19 protein-coding genes, 1 tRNA gene and 1 pseudogene are annotated in these 15874 nt (G+C 65.9%); 14 read left to right on the top strand and 7 right to left on the bottom strand.

Annotated features, from left to right (window positions below):
* The first annotated feature begins 213 nt into the window (after positions 1 to 213).
* From ponA2 to ACWW36_RS07180, 7 genes are all read left to right on the top strand, one after another.
* Positions 214 to 2667, top strand: coding sequence for a transglycosylase/D,D-transpeptidase PonA2 (ponA2, locus tag ACWW36_RS07150; protein WP_456140876.1), 2454 nt, complete (start codon positions 214 to 216; stop codon positions 2665 to 2667).
* A gap of 74 nt (positions 2668 to 2741) precedes the next feature.
* Complete coding sequence (locus ACWW36_RS07155; RefSeq protein WP_456140877.1) at positions 2742 to 3701, top strand: metallophosphoesterase; 960 nt, start codon at positions 2742 to 2744, stop codon at positions 3699 to 3701.
* Positions 3698 to 4804 carry an L-cysteine desulfhydrase Cds1 gene (gene cds1, locus ACWW36_RS07160; RefSeq protein ID WP_456140878.1) on the top strand — a complete coding sequence of 369 codons (1107 nt, stop codon included), beginning with the start codon at positions 3698 to 3700 and terminating at the stop codon, positions 4802 to 4804. Before ACWW36_RS07155 ends, cds1 begins: the two co-directional genes overlap by 4 nt.
* Before the next feature lie 236 nt (positions 4805 to 5040).
* Positions 5041 to 6228: a sensor histidine kinase gene (locus tag ACWW36_RS07165; RefSeq protein WP_456140879.1), complete on the top strand. Its 1188-nt coding sequence runs from the start codon at positions 5041 to 5043 to the stop codon at positions 6226 to 6228.
* On the top strand, positions 6225 to 6896 hold the full coding sequence (locus tag ACWW36_RS07170) for a response regulator transcription factor (RefSeq protein ID WP_456140880.1): 672 nt from the start codon (positions 6225 to 6227) through the stop codon (positions 6894 to 6896). The genes ACWW36_RS07165 and ACWW36_RS07170 overlap by 4 nt, the downstream gene beginning before the upstream one ends.
* Before the next feature lie 75 nt (positions 6897 to 6971).
* Entirely contained in the window at positions 6972 to 7235 is a 264-nt protein-coding gene (locus tag ACWW36_RS07175; RefSeq protein ID WP_456140881.1) for a hypothetical protein, read from the top strand.
* A gap of 111 nt (positions 7236 to 7346) precedes the next feature.
* Positions 7347 to 7420, top strand: a tRNA-Pro gene (locus ACWW36_RS07180).
* 12 nt (positions 7421 to 7432) lie between these two features.
* On the opposite strand, the gene ACWW36_RS07185 is transcribed toward ACWW36_RS07180, so the two are convergent.
* Positions 7433 to 7792, bottom strand: a complete 360-nt coding sequence (locus ACWW36_RS07185) for an Rv2640c family ArsR-like transcriptional regulator (protein WP_325330479.1) — start codon at positions 7790 to 7792, stop codon at positions 7433 to 7435.
* Positions 7793 to 7885: 93 nt separating this feature from the next.
* Between ACWW36_RS07185 and ACWW36_RS07190 the strand changes: the two genes are divergently transcribed.
* From ACWW36_RS07190 to ACWW36_RS07200, 3 genes and pseudogenes are all read left to right on the top strand, one after another.
* The gene (locus ACWW36_RS07190; RefSeq protein WP_456140882.1) at positions 7886 to 8317 is read left to right on the top strand and encodes an ArsI/CadI family heavy metal resistance metalloenzyme; all 432 of its coding nucleotides are present in this window, start codon (positions 7886 to 7888) and stop codon (positions 8315 to 8317) included.
* Positions 8296 to 9021: an MIP/aquaporin family protein gene (locus ACWW36_RS07195; protein ID WP_456140883.1), complete on the top strand. Its 726-nt coding sequence runs from the start codon at positions 8296 to 8298 to the stop codon at positions 9019 to 9021. Before ACWW36_RS07190 ends, ACWW36_RS07195 begins: the two co-directional genes overlap by 22 nt.
* Positions 9015 to 9428, top strand: a pseudogene (locus tag ACWW36_RS07200) (arsenate reductase ArsC); the annotation flags it as partial. The gene ACWW36_RS07195 and the pseudogene ACWW36_RS07200, both read left to right, overlap by 7 nt.
* Here ACWW36_RS07200 and ACWW36_RS07205 read toward each other — a convergent pair.
* Positions 9425 to 9664, bottom strand: coding sequence for a hypothetical protein (locus tag ACWW36_RS07205; protein WP_456140884.1), 240 nt, complete (start codon positions 9662 to 9664; stop codon positions 9425 to 9427). The pseudogene ACWW36_RS07200 and the gene ACWW36_RS07205 overlap by 4 nt on opposite strands.
* Before the next feature lie 89 nt (positions 9665 to 9753).
* On the opposite strand from ACWW36_RS07205, the gene ACWW36_RS07210 reads away from it, so the two are divergent.
* Both ACWW36_RS07210 and ACWW36_RS07215 read left to right on the top strand, forming a co-directional pair.
* Entirely contained in the window at positions 9754 to 10122 is a 369-nt protein-coding gene (locus ACWW36_RS07210; protein ID WP_456140885.1) for a hypothetical protein, read from the top strand.
* Between the two features lie 35 nt (positions 10123 to 10157).
* Positions 10158 to 11177 carry an iron-containing redox enzyme family protein gene (locus ACWW36_RS07215; protein ID WP_456140886.1) on the top strand — a complete coding sequence of 340 codons (1020 nt, stop codon included), beginning with the start codon at positions 10158 to 10160 and terminating at the stop codon, positions 11175 to 11177.
* Here the strand turns inward: ACWW36_RS07215 and ACWW36_RS07220 are convergent.
* Both ACWW36_RS07220 and ACWW36_RS07225 read right to left on the bottom strand, forming a co-directional pair.
* The gene (locus ACWW36_RS07220; protein ID WP_456140887.1) at positions 11157 to 11375 is read right to left on the bottom strand and encodes a CDGSH iron-sulfur domain-containing protein; all 219 of its coding nucleotides are present in this window, start codon (positions 11373 to 11375) and stop codon (positions 11157 to 11159) included. The genes ACWW36_RS07215 and ACWW36_RS07220 overlap by 21 nt on opposite strands.
* A complete protein-coding gene (locus tag ACWW36_RS07225; protein WP_456142399.1) occupies positions 11372 to 12064 on the bottom strand; it encodes a HemK2/MTQ2 family protein methyltransferase in 693 nt (230 codons plus the stop codon). Before ACWW36_RS07225 ends, ACWW36_RS07220 begins: the two co-directional genes overlap by 4 nt.
* A 123-nt stretch (positions 12065 to 12187) precedes the next feature.
* On the opposite strand from ACWW36_RS07225, the gene ACWW36_RS07230 reads away from it, so the two are divergent.
* The gene (locus ACWW36_RS07230; protein WP_456140888.1) at positions 12188 to 12862 is read left to right on the top strand and encodes a phosphodiesterase; all 675 of its coding nucleotides are present in this window, start codon (positions 12188 to 12190) and stop codon (positions 12860 to 12862) included.
* A gap of 1 nt (position 12863) precedes the next feature.
* Here ACWW36_RS07230 and ACWW36_RS07235 read toward each other — a convergent pair whose 3' ends face one another.
* The 3 genes from ACWW36_RS07235 to ACWW36_RS07245 are packed head-to-tail and all read right to left on the bottom strand — an operon-like array spanning position 12864 to position 14529.
* Positions 12864 to 13016 (bottom strand): hypothetical protein, encoded by a 153-nt coding sequence (locus ACWW36_RS07235; protein WP_456140889.1) that lies wholly within the window; start codon positions 13014 to 13016, stop codon positions 12864 to 12866.
* An 11-nt stretch (positions 13017 to 13027) separates the two neighbouring features.
* Positions 13028 to 14014 (bottom strand): LLM class F420-dependent oxidoreductase, encoded by a 987-nt coding sequence (locus tag ACWW36_RS07240; protein ID WP_456140890.1) that lies wholly within the window; start codon positions 14012 to 14014, stop codon positions 13028 to 13030.
* A gap of 50 nt (positions 14015 to 14064) precedes the next feature.
* Complete coding sequence (locus tag ACWW36_RS07245; RefSeq protein ID WP_456140891.1) at positions 14065 to 14529, bottom strand: GatB/YqeY domain-containing protein; 465 nt, start codon at positions 14527 to 14529, stop codon at positions 14065 to 14067.
* Between the two features lie 72 nt (positions 14530 to 14601).
* Between ACWW36_RS07245 and ACWW36_RS07250 the strand changes: the two genes are divergently transcribed.
* Positions 14602 to 15873 carry a hypothetical protein gene (locus ACWW36_RS07250; protein WP_456140892.1) on the top strand — a complete coding sequence of 424 codons (1272 nt, stop codon included), beginning with the start codon at positions 14602 to 14604 and terminating at the stop codon, positions 15871 to 15873.
* The last annotated feature ends 1 nt before the right edge of the window (position 15874 follow it).

Consider the following 15874-nt stretch of genomic DNA (forward strand, 5'->3'; position numbering starts at 1 on the left):
GCCACAGTATGCGGGTCGAGTGTGACCTGCATCGCACTGTGTGCCCAACTTAGGTGGTCAGGGCCGTTCTTGGCAACAGGGAAAACCCTATTATTTTGGGACGACCGTGCCGTCAAGCCAGAAAATTGACGCTCGCGCAGGTTGTTGCAACTGGGAAGCCCGGCAATCGGGCGACAGAATCTGTCATTTTGCGACGTCGTTAGTCTGTACACCATGCCGGAGCAGCCGCCGAACAGACCGCCGACGACGGTCACGGTTATCAAGCTCGCGTGGTGCTGCCTTCTCGCGAGTGTGGTCGCCGCCGCCCTGATGTTTCCCGTGGTCGGGGGCTTCGGGCTGATGTCGAACCGGGCCTCGGACGTCGTCGCGAACGGATCGGCCCAACTCGTCGAGGGTGAAGTGCCGCAGGTGTCGACCATGGTCGATGCCAAGGGCAACGTCATCGCGTGGCTTTACTCGCAGCGCCGGTTCGAGGTTCCCAGCGACCAGATTGCCAACACGATGAAGCTGGCGATCGTGTCGATCGAGGACAAACGGTTTGCCGAGCACAACGGTGTCGACTGGCAGGGCACGCTGACGGGATTGTCGGGTTATCTGTCGGGCAACCTGGACACCCGCGGCGGATCCACCATCGAGCAGCAGTATGTGAAGAACTACCAGCTGCTCGTGGTCGCGCAGACCGACGCCGAGAAGCGGGCGGCCATCGAAACAACTCCGGCGCGCAAGCTGCGTGAGATCCGGATGGCGCTGACCCTGGACAGGACGTTCACCAAGCCGGAGATCCTGACGCGCTACCTCAACCTGGTGTCGTTCGGCAACGGGGCATACGGCATCCAGGACGCCGCGCAGACGTACTTCGGCGTCAACGCCTCCGAGCTGAACTGGCAGCAAGCCGCGCTGCTTGCCGGCCTCGTGCAATCGACAAGCACGCTCAACCCGTACACGAACCCGGACGGGGCGCTGGCCCGTCGGAACCTGGTGCTGGACACCATGATCGACAATCTGCCCGAACACGCCGACGAGCTGCGCGCGGCCAAACAGGAGCCGCTCGGCATCTTGCCGCAGCCCAACGAGCTGCCCAGGGGTTGCATTTCCGCGGGCGACCGCGCCTTCTTCTGCGACTACGCCCTCGACTACCTGGCCCGCGCCGGAATCAGCAAGGAGCAGGTCGCCAAGGGCGGCTACATGATCAAGACCACGCTGGATCCCGATGTGCAGATCCCGGTCAAGTCGGCGATCGACGGCATCGCGAGCCCCGATCTCAACGGCGTCGCCAGCGTGATGAGCGTGGTCAAGCCCGGCAAGGACAGCCATCCCGTGCTCGCGATGGCGAGCAACCGCACGTACGGCCTGAACACCGAGGCCGGCGAGACCATGCAACCGCAACCGTTCTCACTGGTCGGCGACGGCGCCGGATCGATCTTCAAGATCTTCACGACGGCCGCCGCGATGGACATGGGCATGGGCATCAACGCGCAGCTGGACGCGCCTGCCCGGTTCGAGGCCAAGGGGCTGGGCAGCGGCGGCGCCAAGGGCTGCCCCGCTGCCACCTGGTGCGTGCAGAACGCAGGCAACTACCGCGGACAGATGAGCGTCACCGATGCACTGGCGACCTCGCCGAATACCGCGTTCGCCAAGTTGATCTCGCAGGTCGGTGTGCAGCGCACCGTCGACATGGCCGTCAAGCTCGGCCTCCGGTCATACGCCCTACCGGGCACGGCCCGCGACTACGACCCGCAGAGCAACGAAAGCCTGGCCGACTTCGTCAAGCGGCAGAACCTCGGCTCCTTCACGCTGGGCCCCATCGAGGTCAACCCGCTCGAGCTGTCCAACGTCGCGGCGACGCTTGCGTCGGGCGGCGTGTGGTGTCCGCCCAACCCGATCGACAAGGTCATCGATCGCAACGGCAAGGACGTCTCGGTCACCACGGAGACCTGTGAACAGGTGGTGCCCGAGGGGCTGGCCAACACCCTGGCCAATGCGATGAGCAAAGACGATCAGGGCTCCGGGACCGCTGCGGGCTCCGCCGGATCAGCCGGATGGGATCTGCCGATGTCGGGCAAGACCGGCACCACAGAGGCGCATCGCTCGTCGGGCTTCGTCGGCTTCACCAGTCACTACGCGGCGGCTAACTATATCTACGACGACTCGACGACGCCGTCAGATCTGTGCTCCTTCCCGCTGCGTCAGTGCGGCTCCGGAAACCTGTACGGCGGCAACGAACCCGCCCGCACCTGGTTCACGGCGTTGAAGCCGATCGCCACCAGCTTCGGCGACGTCAAGCTGCCGCCGACCGATCCGCGGTACGTCGACGGCGCGCCTGGTTCGAAGGTGCCCAGCATCGCTGGCCTGAACCAGGACACCGCGCGGCAGCGGCTGCGCGAGGCCGGTTTCCAGGTCGCCGATCAGGCGACGCCGGTCAACAGCACCGCTCCGTACGGCGCGGTGGTCGGGACATCGCCGACAGGGCAAACGGTGCCGGGCTCGATCATCACGATCCAGATCTCCAACGGCATCCCGCCGCCACCGCCTCCGCCGCCGGCGGGCATGCCGCCGATACCGGGGATGCCGCCGGAGATCGGCCAGACGGTCGTCGAGATCCCGGGCCTGCCGCCGATCACCGTGCCGGTGCTCGGTCCGCCGCCGCCTGCACCGCCACCACCGTGATCGAGGCTGTGGAGTCGGCCACGCGGGCCGGGTGAGAGTCGGTGCGTCCGGCCCACTGGCAGTAGGCTCTCTGCATGCCTGCCCCTTCTACGGTCCTGAGGAACTCCGCGGCCGTGACCGTCGGCTCTGTGGTCGCCGGGATCGGATACGCGTCGCTGATCGAGCGCAATGCGTTCGTCGTACGCGAGGTGACCATGCCGGTGCTCGCGCCGGGGTCGTCGCCGCTGAAGGTGCTCCACATCAGCGATATCCACATGCGCCCGAAGCAGCGCCGCAAGCAGGCGTGGCTGCGGGAGCTGGCGCGTCTGGAGCCGGACCTGGTGGTCAACACCGGCGACAACCTGGCCCACCCGAAGGCGGTGCCCGCCGTGGTGCAGAGCCTCGGTGACCTGCTGTCGGTGCCTGGGGTGTTCGTGTTCGGCAGCAACGACTACTTCGGGCCACGGATGAAGAACCCGGCGAACTATCTGACCAATCCCGGGCATCGCATTCACGGCGAGCCGCTGCCTTGGCAGGACCTGCGGGCGGCGTTCAGCGAGCGTGGCTGGTTGGACATGACGCACACCAAACGGGAAATCGAGGTGGGCGGGCTGCGACTCGGCGTTGCCGGTGTCGACGACCCGCATCTGTCCCGCGACCGCTACGACACCATCGCGGGCCCGGCCAGCCCGGCCGCGAACCTGACGCTGGGCCTGACGCACTCGCCGGAGCCGCGGGTGCTGGACCGGTTCGCGGCGGACGGCTACCAGCTGGTGATGGCCGGCCATACCCACGGCGGCCAGCTGTGCCTGCCGTTCTACGGCGCGATCGTCACCAACTGCGAACTGGACCGCTCACGCGCCAAGGGTGCGTCGCGGTGGGGTGCACGCACCCAACTGCATGTCTCGGCGGGTATCGGCACCTCGCCGTTCGCGCCGCTGCGGTTCTGCTGCCGGCCCGAGGCCACGCTGCTGACCCTGGTGGCGGCGCCGATCGGCGGCCATGACGCCGGCACGCGGGCGGGCCAGTCCCACCCGAGCGTATCCGTGCGGTGACGGACAAGGCCTCCACTGCCAGTCGCGCCCAACCACGTTCGTGGGTGGATAACGCCGTCCGGTTGATCGAGGCCGACACTCGCCGCAGCGCCGACACACATCTGCTGCGGTATCCGTTGCCCGCGGCCTGGTGCGACGGCTGCGACGTGCAGCTTTATCTCAAAGACGAGTCAACCCACATCACGGGCAGCCTCAAGCACCGGCTCGCGCGGTCGTTGTTTCTCTACGCGCTGTGCAACGGCTGGATCGGCGAGAACACCACTGTCATCGAAGCGTCCTCGGGGTCGACGGCGGTGTCCGAGGCGTACTTCGCGGCGCTGCTCGGCCTTCCGTTCATCGCAGTGATGCCGCAATCGACCAGCGCAACCAAGATCGCGTTGATCGAATCCCAAGGTGGCCGTTGCCATTTCGTGGCCGAGTCGTCGCAGGTGTACGCCGAGGCGGAGCGGCTGGCAGCCGAGACGGGCGGGCACTACCTCGATCAGTTCACGAACGCCGAACGAGCCACCGACTGGCGCGGCAACAACAACATCGCCGAGTCGATCTTCGACCAGATGCGCGAAGAAACGCATCCGATTCCGGAATGGATCGTGGTCGGGGCCGGCACCGGCGGCACCAGCGCCACGCTCGGCCGCTACATCCGCTACCGCCGCTACGCCACCCGGTTGTGTGTGGTCGACCCCGAGAACTCGGCATTCTTTCCCTCGTACGCTCAGGGCCGCCGCGACGTCGTCACCGGGTGCTCGTCGAGAATCGAGGGCATCGGCAGACCGCGGGTGGAACCGTCGTTTCTGCCTGACGTCGTGGACCGGATGATCGTGGTGCCCGACGCGGCGTCGATTGCCGCCGCACGGCACGTCGGCACCGTTCTGGGCCGACGGGTCGGCCCGTCGACGGGAACGAATTTATGGGGAGCGTTCGAACTGCTGGCGGAGATGATCGCCGAGGGGCACAGCGGGTCGGTGGTGACCCTGCTCGCCGACAGCGGCGACCGCTACGCGGACACCTACTTCAACGACGAGTGGCTGACCAGCCAAGGGTTGGACCCCTCGGCGTTCTCCGAGGTGCTCGTCGAATTCGAGCGGTCAGGACGCTGGTCCTGATCGTCGGATCCACCGGTGAGCGGCCCGTCGGAGGTCAAGAACAGCCACAACGCGGCAAGGGCGAAGAATCCCAGATAGATGGAAGCTCCCAGGCCGGTCATCTCGTGCCTCAATTCATCGGTTAATACCGTCAGTGTGCATAACGCCACCGACAACTCACATCCATCCCGCGGCGTGTCGTGACATACGCCTCTGCGCGGACGCGTCAGTGATGCATGCCCTACTACCGTGCGGATATGGAGCGGATTGCCGACGAGTTCCGCCGCCCGGCGGTCTGGCTGGTGCCCCTGATAGTCGCCGCGATCCAGGTCGCGGGGACTGCCGGGCATCGTCACCGTCGCTTCGTCGACCCGCACTGGATGCCGCTGAACTGGTATGGCTACCTGTTGCTGATCGCCGGTCCGCTGGCGCTTCTGCTGCGCACGCTGTACCCGTACACGGTGCTGCTCGTCGTCTTGGCGATCACCGTGATCTACAAGTCGGCGGGTTTCGGCTACGGCCCGATCTTCGTTTCGTTGATCGTGGCGTTCCTGACCGCCGCCGCGGTCGGGTCGCGGTGGCGCACGTATCCGCTGCCGCTCCTGGGCTGGGCGGCCATTGTGTGGCTGGTTCCACTTCTTCGTGGCGAGCCGCCGCCGCCCACGGTGGTCAGTGCGGGCATCGCGGCGTGGCTGTTGGTGCTGCTGGCAGGCGCCGAAGGTATTCGGCAGCGCCGCGCGGTTCTCGACGCGCGCCGTCAGCGGAGGGCGGCAATGGCGCGAGAGGCCCGTGCGGAGCAGGAGCGACGAGCCACCCAGGCGCGGCTGTCGATCGCACGTGAGCTGCACGATGTGCTCGCCCACAGCCTGTCGATGATCAACGTGCAGTCCTCGGTGGCGCTGGAACTGCTCGGCGAGCAGCCTGAGCGGGCGGGTCCGGCGCTCGCGGCGATCAAAGAGGCTAGCAGACAAGCGATTTCGGATGTGCACTCGTTGGTGACGGCGTTGCGCGCGGACAACGACTTCGATGCCGGCCAGCCGACCGCGCCGACACTGGGCATCACGGACCTGGACGGTCTGGTGGGGACCGCGCGTGCGACCGGGCTGACTGTCACGACGGCGGTCCGTGGTGAGCCGCGACCGCTGCCGGCGGTGATCGACACCGCGGCGGCCCGCATCGTGCAGGAATCGCTGACCAACGTCGTGCGCCATTCGACCGCCGAAAATGCCGAAGTGACAGTCACTTACGGCGCTGACAATTTGGACGTCGCGGTCGACAACGACGGGAGGCCACTGAACTCGAGCCCGTCGTCGGGTGGCAGCGGCATCACCGGGATGACGGAGCGCGCCCGCGCCTTGGGTGGCGACTTGTCGGTGCGACGGCATCCCGGAGGCGGATACAGTGTGCGCGCCACATTACCCATCGAAAGCGTCAGTGGTCCATGACAATTCGTGTTCTCGTCGCTGACGATCAGGCGCTCGTTCGGGCGGGCTTCGTCGCGCTGCTCGACGCCCAGGACGGCATCGAGGTGGTCGCACAGGCCGAGACCGGGTCGGCCGCATTGGCCGCGGCCCGTCAGCTGCGGCCCGATGTGGTGCTGATGGATATCCGGATGCCGGAGATGGATGGCCTGGCCGCGACGCGGGAAATCGCCGCCGATCCGGCGCTGGCCGATGTTCGCGTGGTGGTGCTGACGACGTTCGAACTCGATGAGTACGTCTTCGAAGCGATGCGGGCTGGGGCGAGCGGGTTTCTGGTCAAGCACACGGAGCCGACGGAGCTGGTGCGGGCGGTGCGGGTCGTCGCGGAAGGTGACGCGCTGCTGTCGCCGTCGGTGACGCGCCGGCTGGTCTCTGAGTTCGCGGCCCGCGCCAAGCAATCGGGTGGCCCGACGAGCGCGCTGGCGGAGTTGACCGTTCGTGAACGTGAAGTGATGGCGCTAGTGGCCGAGGGCTTGACGAACGCCGAGATCGGCGAGCGCCTGTTCATGAGCCCGGCGACGGCCCGCACACATGTGAGTCGGATCTTGACCAAACTGGGCGCACGGGACCGCACGCAGTTGGTCGTGATGGCCTACGAGAGCGGTCTGGTACGCCCGGGATGGCGGGGCTGATACGCGTGCGGGCGTAGCGAGATTGACGAATGCAGGCGGATGTCGTGACGCCGCGCGAGGCGCAGACTCGATGACATGAGCATCTACGAAATCGCCCCAACCGCAACCACGTTCCTGGCCGACGACAATCAGCGGTGGGGCCACTACGGCTGGCACCCCTGGTTCTTCGTCGCGCGCCTGGTGTTCCTGGTGCTGATAATCGCCGGCATCTGGCTCATCGTGCGAGCCCGGCGCGGCGTGCACGGCATCCGCACACTTCGCGACGCCTATGCCAAGGGCGAGGTCAACGAGGCCGAATACCGCGAGCGTCTGGCTGTGCTGAAGGAGACCCGCCGCTAGTCTGTGCCTCCCCGCGTGGGCCACGCTCGGGCCGTTCGCTCTTCACGCAAGCGCTCATCGCCGCGTTTGGCTTCACCGGCCGCCGGTGCGATACGCTGTCGTGGCTTCACGCGGGGTGTGGCGCAGCTTGGTAGCGCGCTTCGTTCGGGACGAAGAGGTCGTGGGTTCGAATCCCGCCACCCCGACTCAGCAGACTGTCAGCGACAGCAGTTCGGGTCGAGCACCGTGCACAGCGCCACCAGCGACTCCCGTCGCGGACGGTGGTAGACGTTCATGCCGCGCCGTTCCGATTCGACGAGTCCGGCCCGCCGCAGCTGAGTCAGGTGATGGCTGACGGTCGATTCCGTCAGCCCCACCGTCGCGGCGAGATCCGAGCTGCACTCTTCGCCGGCCTCACTGCTGAACAGCAACGACACCAGCTTGACCCGTACCGGATCGGCCAGCGCCTTCAGCCGCAGCGCGATCTCCAACGCCGCATCGTCCTCAAGCGGACCGGCGGCGACGGGTGAGCAGCACACCGGAGCGGAGATGTCGACCATCGGCAGCGTCTTGGGCATGTAAACAGCATGCCATAGGCTCTTGACATATATCGAAGAGGTAGGCATGATCGGCACTAGTTCGATATAAGTCACACAGGTGCGGAGGTCATCATGTCTCGTGTGCAGCTCGCCCTCAACGTCGACAACCTCGATGAGGCCGTCGCGTTCTACTCGAAGTTGTTCAACACCCAGCCGGCCAAACGCAAGGACGGCTACGCCAACTTCGCCGTCGCCGAGCCGCCGCTGAAGCTCGTGCTCTTCGAGAATCCCGGCCACGGCGGCACTCTCAACCACCTCGGGGTCGAGGTCGAGTCCAGTGACACGGTGCACACCGAAATAGCCCGCCTCGCCGGCGAAGGGCTGTTCACCGAGGAGGAGATGGACACCACGTGTTGCTTCGCCACCCAGGACAAGGTCTGGGTCACCGGGCCTGCCGGTGAGAAGTGGGAGGTCTACACGGTGCTCGCCGACTCCGAGACCTTCGGCGCCGAACCAGAGACAGCCGACGCACGACAGACCGCGTGTTGCGCCGGCGACTGCTAGCCGAATTCGCCGGCTCGGCCCTGCTCGTCACGGTCGTCGTCGGATCCGGGATCGCTGCGGCACGGTTGTCGCCCAACGACATTGGGTTGCAGCTACTCGAAAATTCGACGGCGACCGCCCTCGGGCTCGCGGTGCTGATTTTGTTGTTCGGGCCGGTGTCGGGCGCACATTTCAACCCCGTCGTCTCGCTCACCGACTGGTGGCTGGGACGCCGCTCAGGTTCGGGGATAAGCAGCGCAGATCTGTTGGCGTACAGCATTGTTCAAGTCACCGGCGGCATCGCGGGTGCAGTGTTGGCCAACGTGATGTTCGACCGCCGCGTCTTCGAACTGGCGACAAAGGACCGCCTCAGCAGCGGGCATCTCGTTGGCGAAGTAGTCGCAACGGCGGGCCTGATCGCGCTCGTCTTCGCGTTGGCACGAACGGAACGGGCTGGCTTGTCTGCGGCCGCCGTCGGTGCCTACATCGGCGCCGCCTACTGGTTCACCAGTTCGACGTCGTTCGCCAATCCCGCTGTGACCATTGGCCGCATCTTCTCCGACACCTTCGCGGGCATCGCACCGAGTTCCGTTCTCCCGTTCATCGCCGCGCAGCTCGTCGGCGGAATCGTCGGCGCCGCTTTGGTTCTCGCCCTGTATCCCGACGTCGGCCAAACCGCCGACGACGTCGTCGTGCCCCACTCGAAAACCATGGAGAAACCGTGAAACCGACGGTCCTGTTCCTCTGCACCCACAACGCGGGCCGGTCCCAGATGGCGATGGGATTCTTCGAACATTTCGCCGCGGACCGAGCCGCCGTCTACTCGGGCGGCTCCGAACCCGCCGGACACGTCAACCCGGCCGCGGTCGCCGCGATGGCCGAGCGCGGCATCGACATCGCACACAAGCAGCCCAAGCGGTGGACCAACGAGATGGTCGAAGCGGCCGACGTCGTTGTCACCATGGGCTGCGGTGACACCTGCCCGTTGATTCCCGGACGGCGTTACGAGGAGTGGGTTCTGCCCGATCCCGCCGGACAGTCGGTCGAGGCGGTGCGACCGATACGGGATGAAATCGAACGACGGGTTCGCGAGCTGGTGGACGAGCTGGGCGTCAGCTCAACAACGGGTTAAGCGAAGATGCCGACGCCAGGACTGGGTTTGGGCTGCAGCTTCATGTAGACCACCACGGAGCTGAGCTCGACCATGCCGACCACCAAGACGGGCCACAGGCCGCCGGCGATCAGGCTGACGATTAGCGGTCGCGGTGCGGGTGAACGCTTGTCGGCCAGCCGCTTGCTCGCGGCATATGCGCCGAAAGTGACCGGCAACCAGCCACTCAGGTAGATCAACACCAATGTGTCGACCACGCGTATACCCCCTCGACCCGACCGCGCTGGGAGCCGATTCCCCACAATTCTAGATCTAAACAAACACGCACGACACTACGCTCGCAACCATGCAGACGGATTTGCGTTACGAGCGGTGGTTCCTGCCGTTCTCCGTACCGTTCGGTTGCGGACCTAAACATAGCCGCATAGCGGTGGAAAATGGGAGCCTCCATGTGAGATTCGGTTGGGGATTCCGCACCGAGATACCCATGACGTCGATCAAGGCCGCCCAACCGAACACAGATCGGGTGTACTCATGGGGCGCTCACGGCTGGCGAGGCCGGTGGCTCGTCAACGGTTCATCCAAGGGCATCGTGGAGCTGACGATTGATCCTCCGGCGCGCGCATACGTGATTGGCGTTCCGATCAATCTGCGCACGCTCTACGTCAGCGTCACCAACCCGGATGCGCTTATCGAGGCGTGCGCTCCAAAGTAGTTTGACCCACCCCGAGGTGGGGAATTACATGGCCCGTGACTTTGCCATCCACGTCTGTCGAACCCAAACTCCCCAAGGCAATCGGGCCTCTCTCATCCGCCGTCATCGACGTCCTTCGCAGGGGACGGCCTGCCTTACACGCCCGGCCGATCGACGTTCCGGTCTGTGAGGCAGATCCATACGGCCTCGATCTGCAACTAGCGCTCTATGTCTGCTACGAGTTGCACTATCGCGGATTCGCAGGGGTCAACCCGAAGTGGGAGTGGAATCCGGGCCTGCTGCATGCGCGCGGCCGGCTCGAAGAGGCATTTCTGAGCGCGGTGCGTCAGGACGTCGGCGAGATCGACGACGACGAAACCGCCGCCGCCGAGATGGATCGGCTGTCGGTCGAACCGATCGACGGCGAGGGCCCGTCGTACTACCTGCGCGACGAGGGCTCCTGGGACCAGATGCGGGAGTACTTTGTGCACCGCTCGCTGTATCACCTCAAGGAAGCCGATCCCCATGCGTTCGCGATCCCGCGCTTGATCGGACAGGCCAAGGCTTCATTCGTGGCGGTGGAATTCGACGAGTACGGCGCTGGCCGCGGAGCGCAGGTCCACCAGCAGCTCTATGCCGACCTGTTGGACGCCGCCGGTTTGGACTCAACGTATCTCGCCTACATCGACGACGTGCCCGCCGATGCGCTGGCGTCGGTCAACCTGATGTCGCTGTTCGGACTGCATCGCGAGCTCCGAGGCGCGGCGATCGGGCATTTCGCGTCGACGGAGATCACCTCCTCGCCCGGATCACGGCGACTGGCCGAAGCGCTCGAGAGGATGGGCGCACCGCAGCCATGCGTCGGCTTCTACCGCGAACATGTGGAGGCTGACGCGGTTCACGAACAAGTCGTCCGCCACGACGTCGTCGGCGATCTGATCGCGCGGGAACCGCACCTGGAGCGCGACGTTGTCTTCGGGATCAGGGCACGTGACGTCGTCGAGGACCGCCTCGCGGCACATGTCATGGATTGCTGGACGGCGGGCCGCCCGTCGTTACGCCGACCGCTTGGCTGACTGCTCGTTTCGCCCGCGGCAGCGGTGGCTGGTGTCGCACAGTGGATAGCTCTTGCTGCGGCGGCACGTACAGATCGCAACCATGAACCGGTCGGATTCCACGACGCTGCCGTCGGGCATCTCGATGCGCACCGGCCCTTCGATCATCACCGGTCCGGATGGGACGACCCGCACCGTGCGGGGTTCGGTATCGCTCATGGCTTGTCCGCTCGGATAATCAACAGTTCTTCCTCCCGGCGGCCCGGCTCGAGACGACCGGTGTCTTCGAGCCACTGCGCACGAGATGACAGCACTGGACCGAACGGAATCCATTGCCATGCAATGACTTCCGCGTCCAGACCGGCACTCGCCAGCGCTGCAAGCGTTTGGCGCGGCCCGGCGAACTCCGACTGCACCAGCAGCAGGCTGCCACCGTCGGCGAGCAGGTCAGGTGCGGCCGCACAGAGTGGATCCAGGACGAGCCGCCCGTCGTATCCGGCATCCCACGCTCGCGCCGGTCCGATGTGCGATGGAAGTTGACCGTCTTCGAGGCTGGGTTCATGCGGTACGTACGGCGGGTTGCAGACGACAAGGTCGTAGGGACCGAATTCGACGGCACGCGCCCATGATCCGAGGTGCACCGCGACGTCGAACCCGGCGGCGACGGCGTTTCGCCTCGCGCAATGCACGGCCCGTGGGCAGATGTCGAAGGCGGTGACCTCTGAGGCGCCCTGCTCGTATGCAGCGACAGCCACCACACCGCTGCCGGTACACAGGTCGGCGACCCGGTTCCGGCGGGCCAGTCCCGTCTTCTCCATCACGTCGATGAGCAACTGCGAGTCTTCTTGCGGGGTATAAACGCCTTCTGCTACTGCTGGGATATCCAGGTCGGTGTATGCGGTCGTCAACATCGGCCTTTCGACAAGTCCTTCGCTGCGTGTCACAGCACTGCCGTGATTAATGCCCGGTATCGCGGTTGTTAAACCGTTGCTACAGGTTTTGAGTGGTTGCCCGACGGGCACACCGGATCCGTGCATGCTTCCGACATCGCCGCGTTGCCAGTACGGCTCGGCGCAGCCATCCGTCAGAGGCGGCTATTCCATCCCGACGGTGTGCTCGCCGAGGGCGCGCTGGAGCGGGTGGCGCCGCCCGACGAGGGGCTGCCGATGCTGTCGTGCGATGTCATCGGCCGGGTCTCGAAGGGCGTCGGCGTGCCCGGCGCCCGACCCGACGTCGCGGGGCTGGCGTGGCGGATGCCGCCGCCTCAGGACCTGCGGTCGTGCTCGCCGTGGGATGTGCTGCTCGCCTCGACAGTCGCCAACAGCAGAGTCGTTCTCGGGCCGGCCACCTCATGGTCGGGTGCGACGTTTTCCAGCCTGATGCCGTTGCGCTTCAAGGGAAAGTTGTGGTGGGTCCGGGCCCGGCTCACGTCCGATATCAACGCGACGGGGCTGTCGCTCGAGCCGATCCGGGACTTAATCACTTCCGACGGAATCGATTTCGCCGTCGAGCAGGCCCAGGGTTTCCGCGGGGGATTTTCGCCGCTGGCGCGATTGACGCTTCGCAACCTGGATCCCAGCTGCGACGACATCGGCTTCGATCCGATACTGCACACCGACGCCGACGTGAGTCTGGCGCCGCGCTGGCTCAGCAGTTTCCGTCGCGCCGCGTATCGGCGCAGCCGCGAAGGCCGCAACACCGACTGACTTACGCGGTCGGCTCCCCCTCGGGCTCGGAGACGTCGGGTGCATTCTCTCGGGTCGCCATGCCGCCCTCACGGCCTTGATCCGTCGGCCCCGGTCGTCCACCCTTCGGCTCGTCGCGGTCTTCGTCGTCGTATATGCCTTTTCCGCGCGGCATGGCACTCCCTTTCAGTGAGATGCGGTACGCAATTTCTCCAGCAGTGAACCCGCCGCCTCTTTGAGGAACAGCTCTTGGGAGTCGCCGCCGATCTGAACCAGTGCGATGTCAGTGAAGCCGGCTTCCCAGTACTCGCGGACCGCGTCGACGATCGCGTCGAGATCGGGGCCGCATGGTATGGATTCGGCGACATCCTCGGGCCGCACGAACTGTGTGGCGCCCTCGAACCCCGCGGTCGTCGGCAAGTCCGCGTTGACCGCCCATCCGCCACCGAACCAACGGAACTGATCGTGTGCGCGGCGCACGGCGGTATCGCGGTCAGGATCCCAGCAGATCGGTATCTGCCCGATCACCCGGACGTCGTGGGGCAGCCCGGTCGCGCGTCGCGCGCTGTGCCACGCATCGACGACGTCCTTGTTCGGCTCGACGGCGATCAGATGATCGGACAGCGGCGCGAACATCTCGACGGACCGTTCGCCCGATACCGCGGTGGCGATGCCGACCGGTACGTCGGGGATGTCCCACAGGCGCGCCGAATCGACTTCGTAGTATTCGCCTTTCCAGTCGACGAGCTCTCCGGTGAACAGCTCGCGGATGATCTGTATGGCCTCCTTGAGCATCTGCTGGCGCCGTGACACCGTCGGCCAGCGCCCGCCAACCACGTGCTCGTTGAGGTTTTCGCCGCTGCCGAGACCGAGGGTGAACCGGCCGTCGGCGAGGATCTGCAAGGTGGCTGCCTTCTGCGCAACGACTGCGGGGTGATACCGCATCGTCGGGCAGGTGACGTAGGTGAACAGCTCGACCTGCTCGGTGGCATGCGCCACCGCGCCGAGCACGGACCACGCGTAGGGCGCGTGACCTTGCGACGACAGCCATGGGAAGTAGTGGTCGGACGACACTTCGAAGTCGAACCCCACGTGCTCCGCCGAAACGGCATAACGGACAAGCTCTTTAGGTCCGCTCTGTTCTGTCATCAGGGTGTAGCCAAAACGCGTCATGCGGTTCGGGTACCCGGGCGCTCAGCGGAGAAAACGACGGCCGAAAAGGGCTACAACCGGTCCTTGACCGCCGCTGACAGCCGCGCACCGTCCGCCTTACCCGCGGCGATCGCGGTCGCGGCCTTCATCACCTGACCCATCTGCCGCATGCTGGGCCGCTCACCTATCTCTTCGGCGACTTGCGCAATCGCGGTGTCGGCGACGTCGGCCAATTCCGCCTCGGTGAGCGGCGTCGGCAGGTACTCGTCGATGACGCGGGCCTCGGCGTGTTCGTTGGCGGCAAGCTCCCCGCGTCCGTTCTGGGTGTAGATCTCGGCCGACTCGGCGCGCTTCTTCGCCTCCTTGGCCAACACCTTGAGCACTTCGGCGTCGGTCAGCTCACGCGACTCCTTCCCCGCGACCTCTTCGGTCTGGATCGCGGCCAGCAGCATCCGCAGCGTCGCGGTCCGCAACTTGTCCTGCGACTTCATCGCGCTCGTCAGATCTGTGCGCAAGCGATCTTTGAGTTCCGCCATGAGGCAAACGCTACGCCACGCCGCACACGCACCACGTTGTCAATTCGCACGGTGATCGACAGGATGGTGACCATGAGCAACGACGCCGACGGGTCATCTACGGCCGGCCCGCCGCCGCCGGGCTATCCACCGCCGGGCTACCAGGGCGATCCGGCGTACGCGAGCTATCCGCCACCGGGTGCCTATCCGCCGCCGGGATACCCACCACCGGGTTACGGGCCGCCACCCGGTTACGGCCCGCCGCCGGGTTACGGCCCACCGCCGGGTTATGGACCGCAGGCGGGCTATCCGCCACCTGGATACCCGCCGCCGGGTTATCCACCACCCGGGTATCCGCCACACGGCTATGGCGCCGGAGCGATGCCGCTGGCGCTCAAGCCCGGCGTGATTCCGCTGCGGCCGTTGAGCCTGTCCGACATCTTCAACGGCGCCGTCACCTACATCCGCGCAAATCCCAAGGCGACGCTCGGGCTGACCACCATCGTGGTGCTCATCGCTCAACTCGTAGCACTGCTGTTGTCCGTCGGCCCATTCGCGGTCACCGGCCAGCTGGAGCCCACCCTGGCAGGCGGGGAGGTGTCGACGAGCTTTCTGCTCGGCTCGTCAGTGTCGAACCTCGGCGCTGCGCTCGCGACCGGCCTGTCGTCGATTCTGTTGAGCGGCATGCTCACTGTGGTCGTCGGCCGGGCGGTCTTCGGGGCGAGCATCACCATCAGTGAAGCGTGGCAACGACTTCGGCCGCGGCTATGGGCTTTGATCGGCTTCATAGCACTCGAAGTGATCGGCGCGGTCGTGCTGTGCGGCGTCGTGGTGCTCATCATCGTCGGAGTCGCAACGGCGGCCAATGGTGCGGCGGCGGCGATCGTCGGTGTGCCGCTGGCGTTGGGATTGCTTGCGGCGCTGGTCTATCTCGGCACGATGCTGTCGTTCACGCCGTCGCTGATCGTGCTCGAACGGCTTGCGATCTTCCCGGCGATTTCGCGGTCCTTCACGTTGGTGAAGGGAGACTTCTGGCGGGTGTTCGGCATCCGGCTACTCGGCGCGATCGTCGCCGAGGTAGTAGCCACCGCCGTCGCGGTGCCGTTCAGCTTCGGCGGCCAAATCCTGTTGATAACATCGTCTTCGGGAGTGACGGCCCTCATTGCTCTCGCGTTGATCGCCATCGGCGGGGCGATCGCCCAGATCATCACCGAGCCGTTTTCCGCAGGCGTCGTCGTCCTGCTCTACACCGACCGTCGCATTCGCGCGGAGGCCTTCGACCTCGTGCTGCAGACCGGCGCCGCTTTCGGTCCCGGCGCTCCGCCCGATTCGACCGACCACTTGTGGCTGACTCGCCAAGGCTGAC

It is taken from the genome of Mycobacterium sp. MMS18-G62 (genome assembly GCF_053877835.1).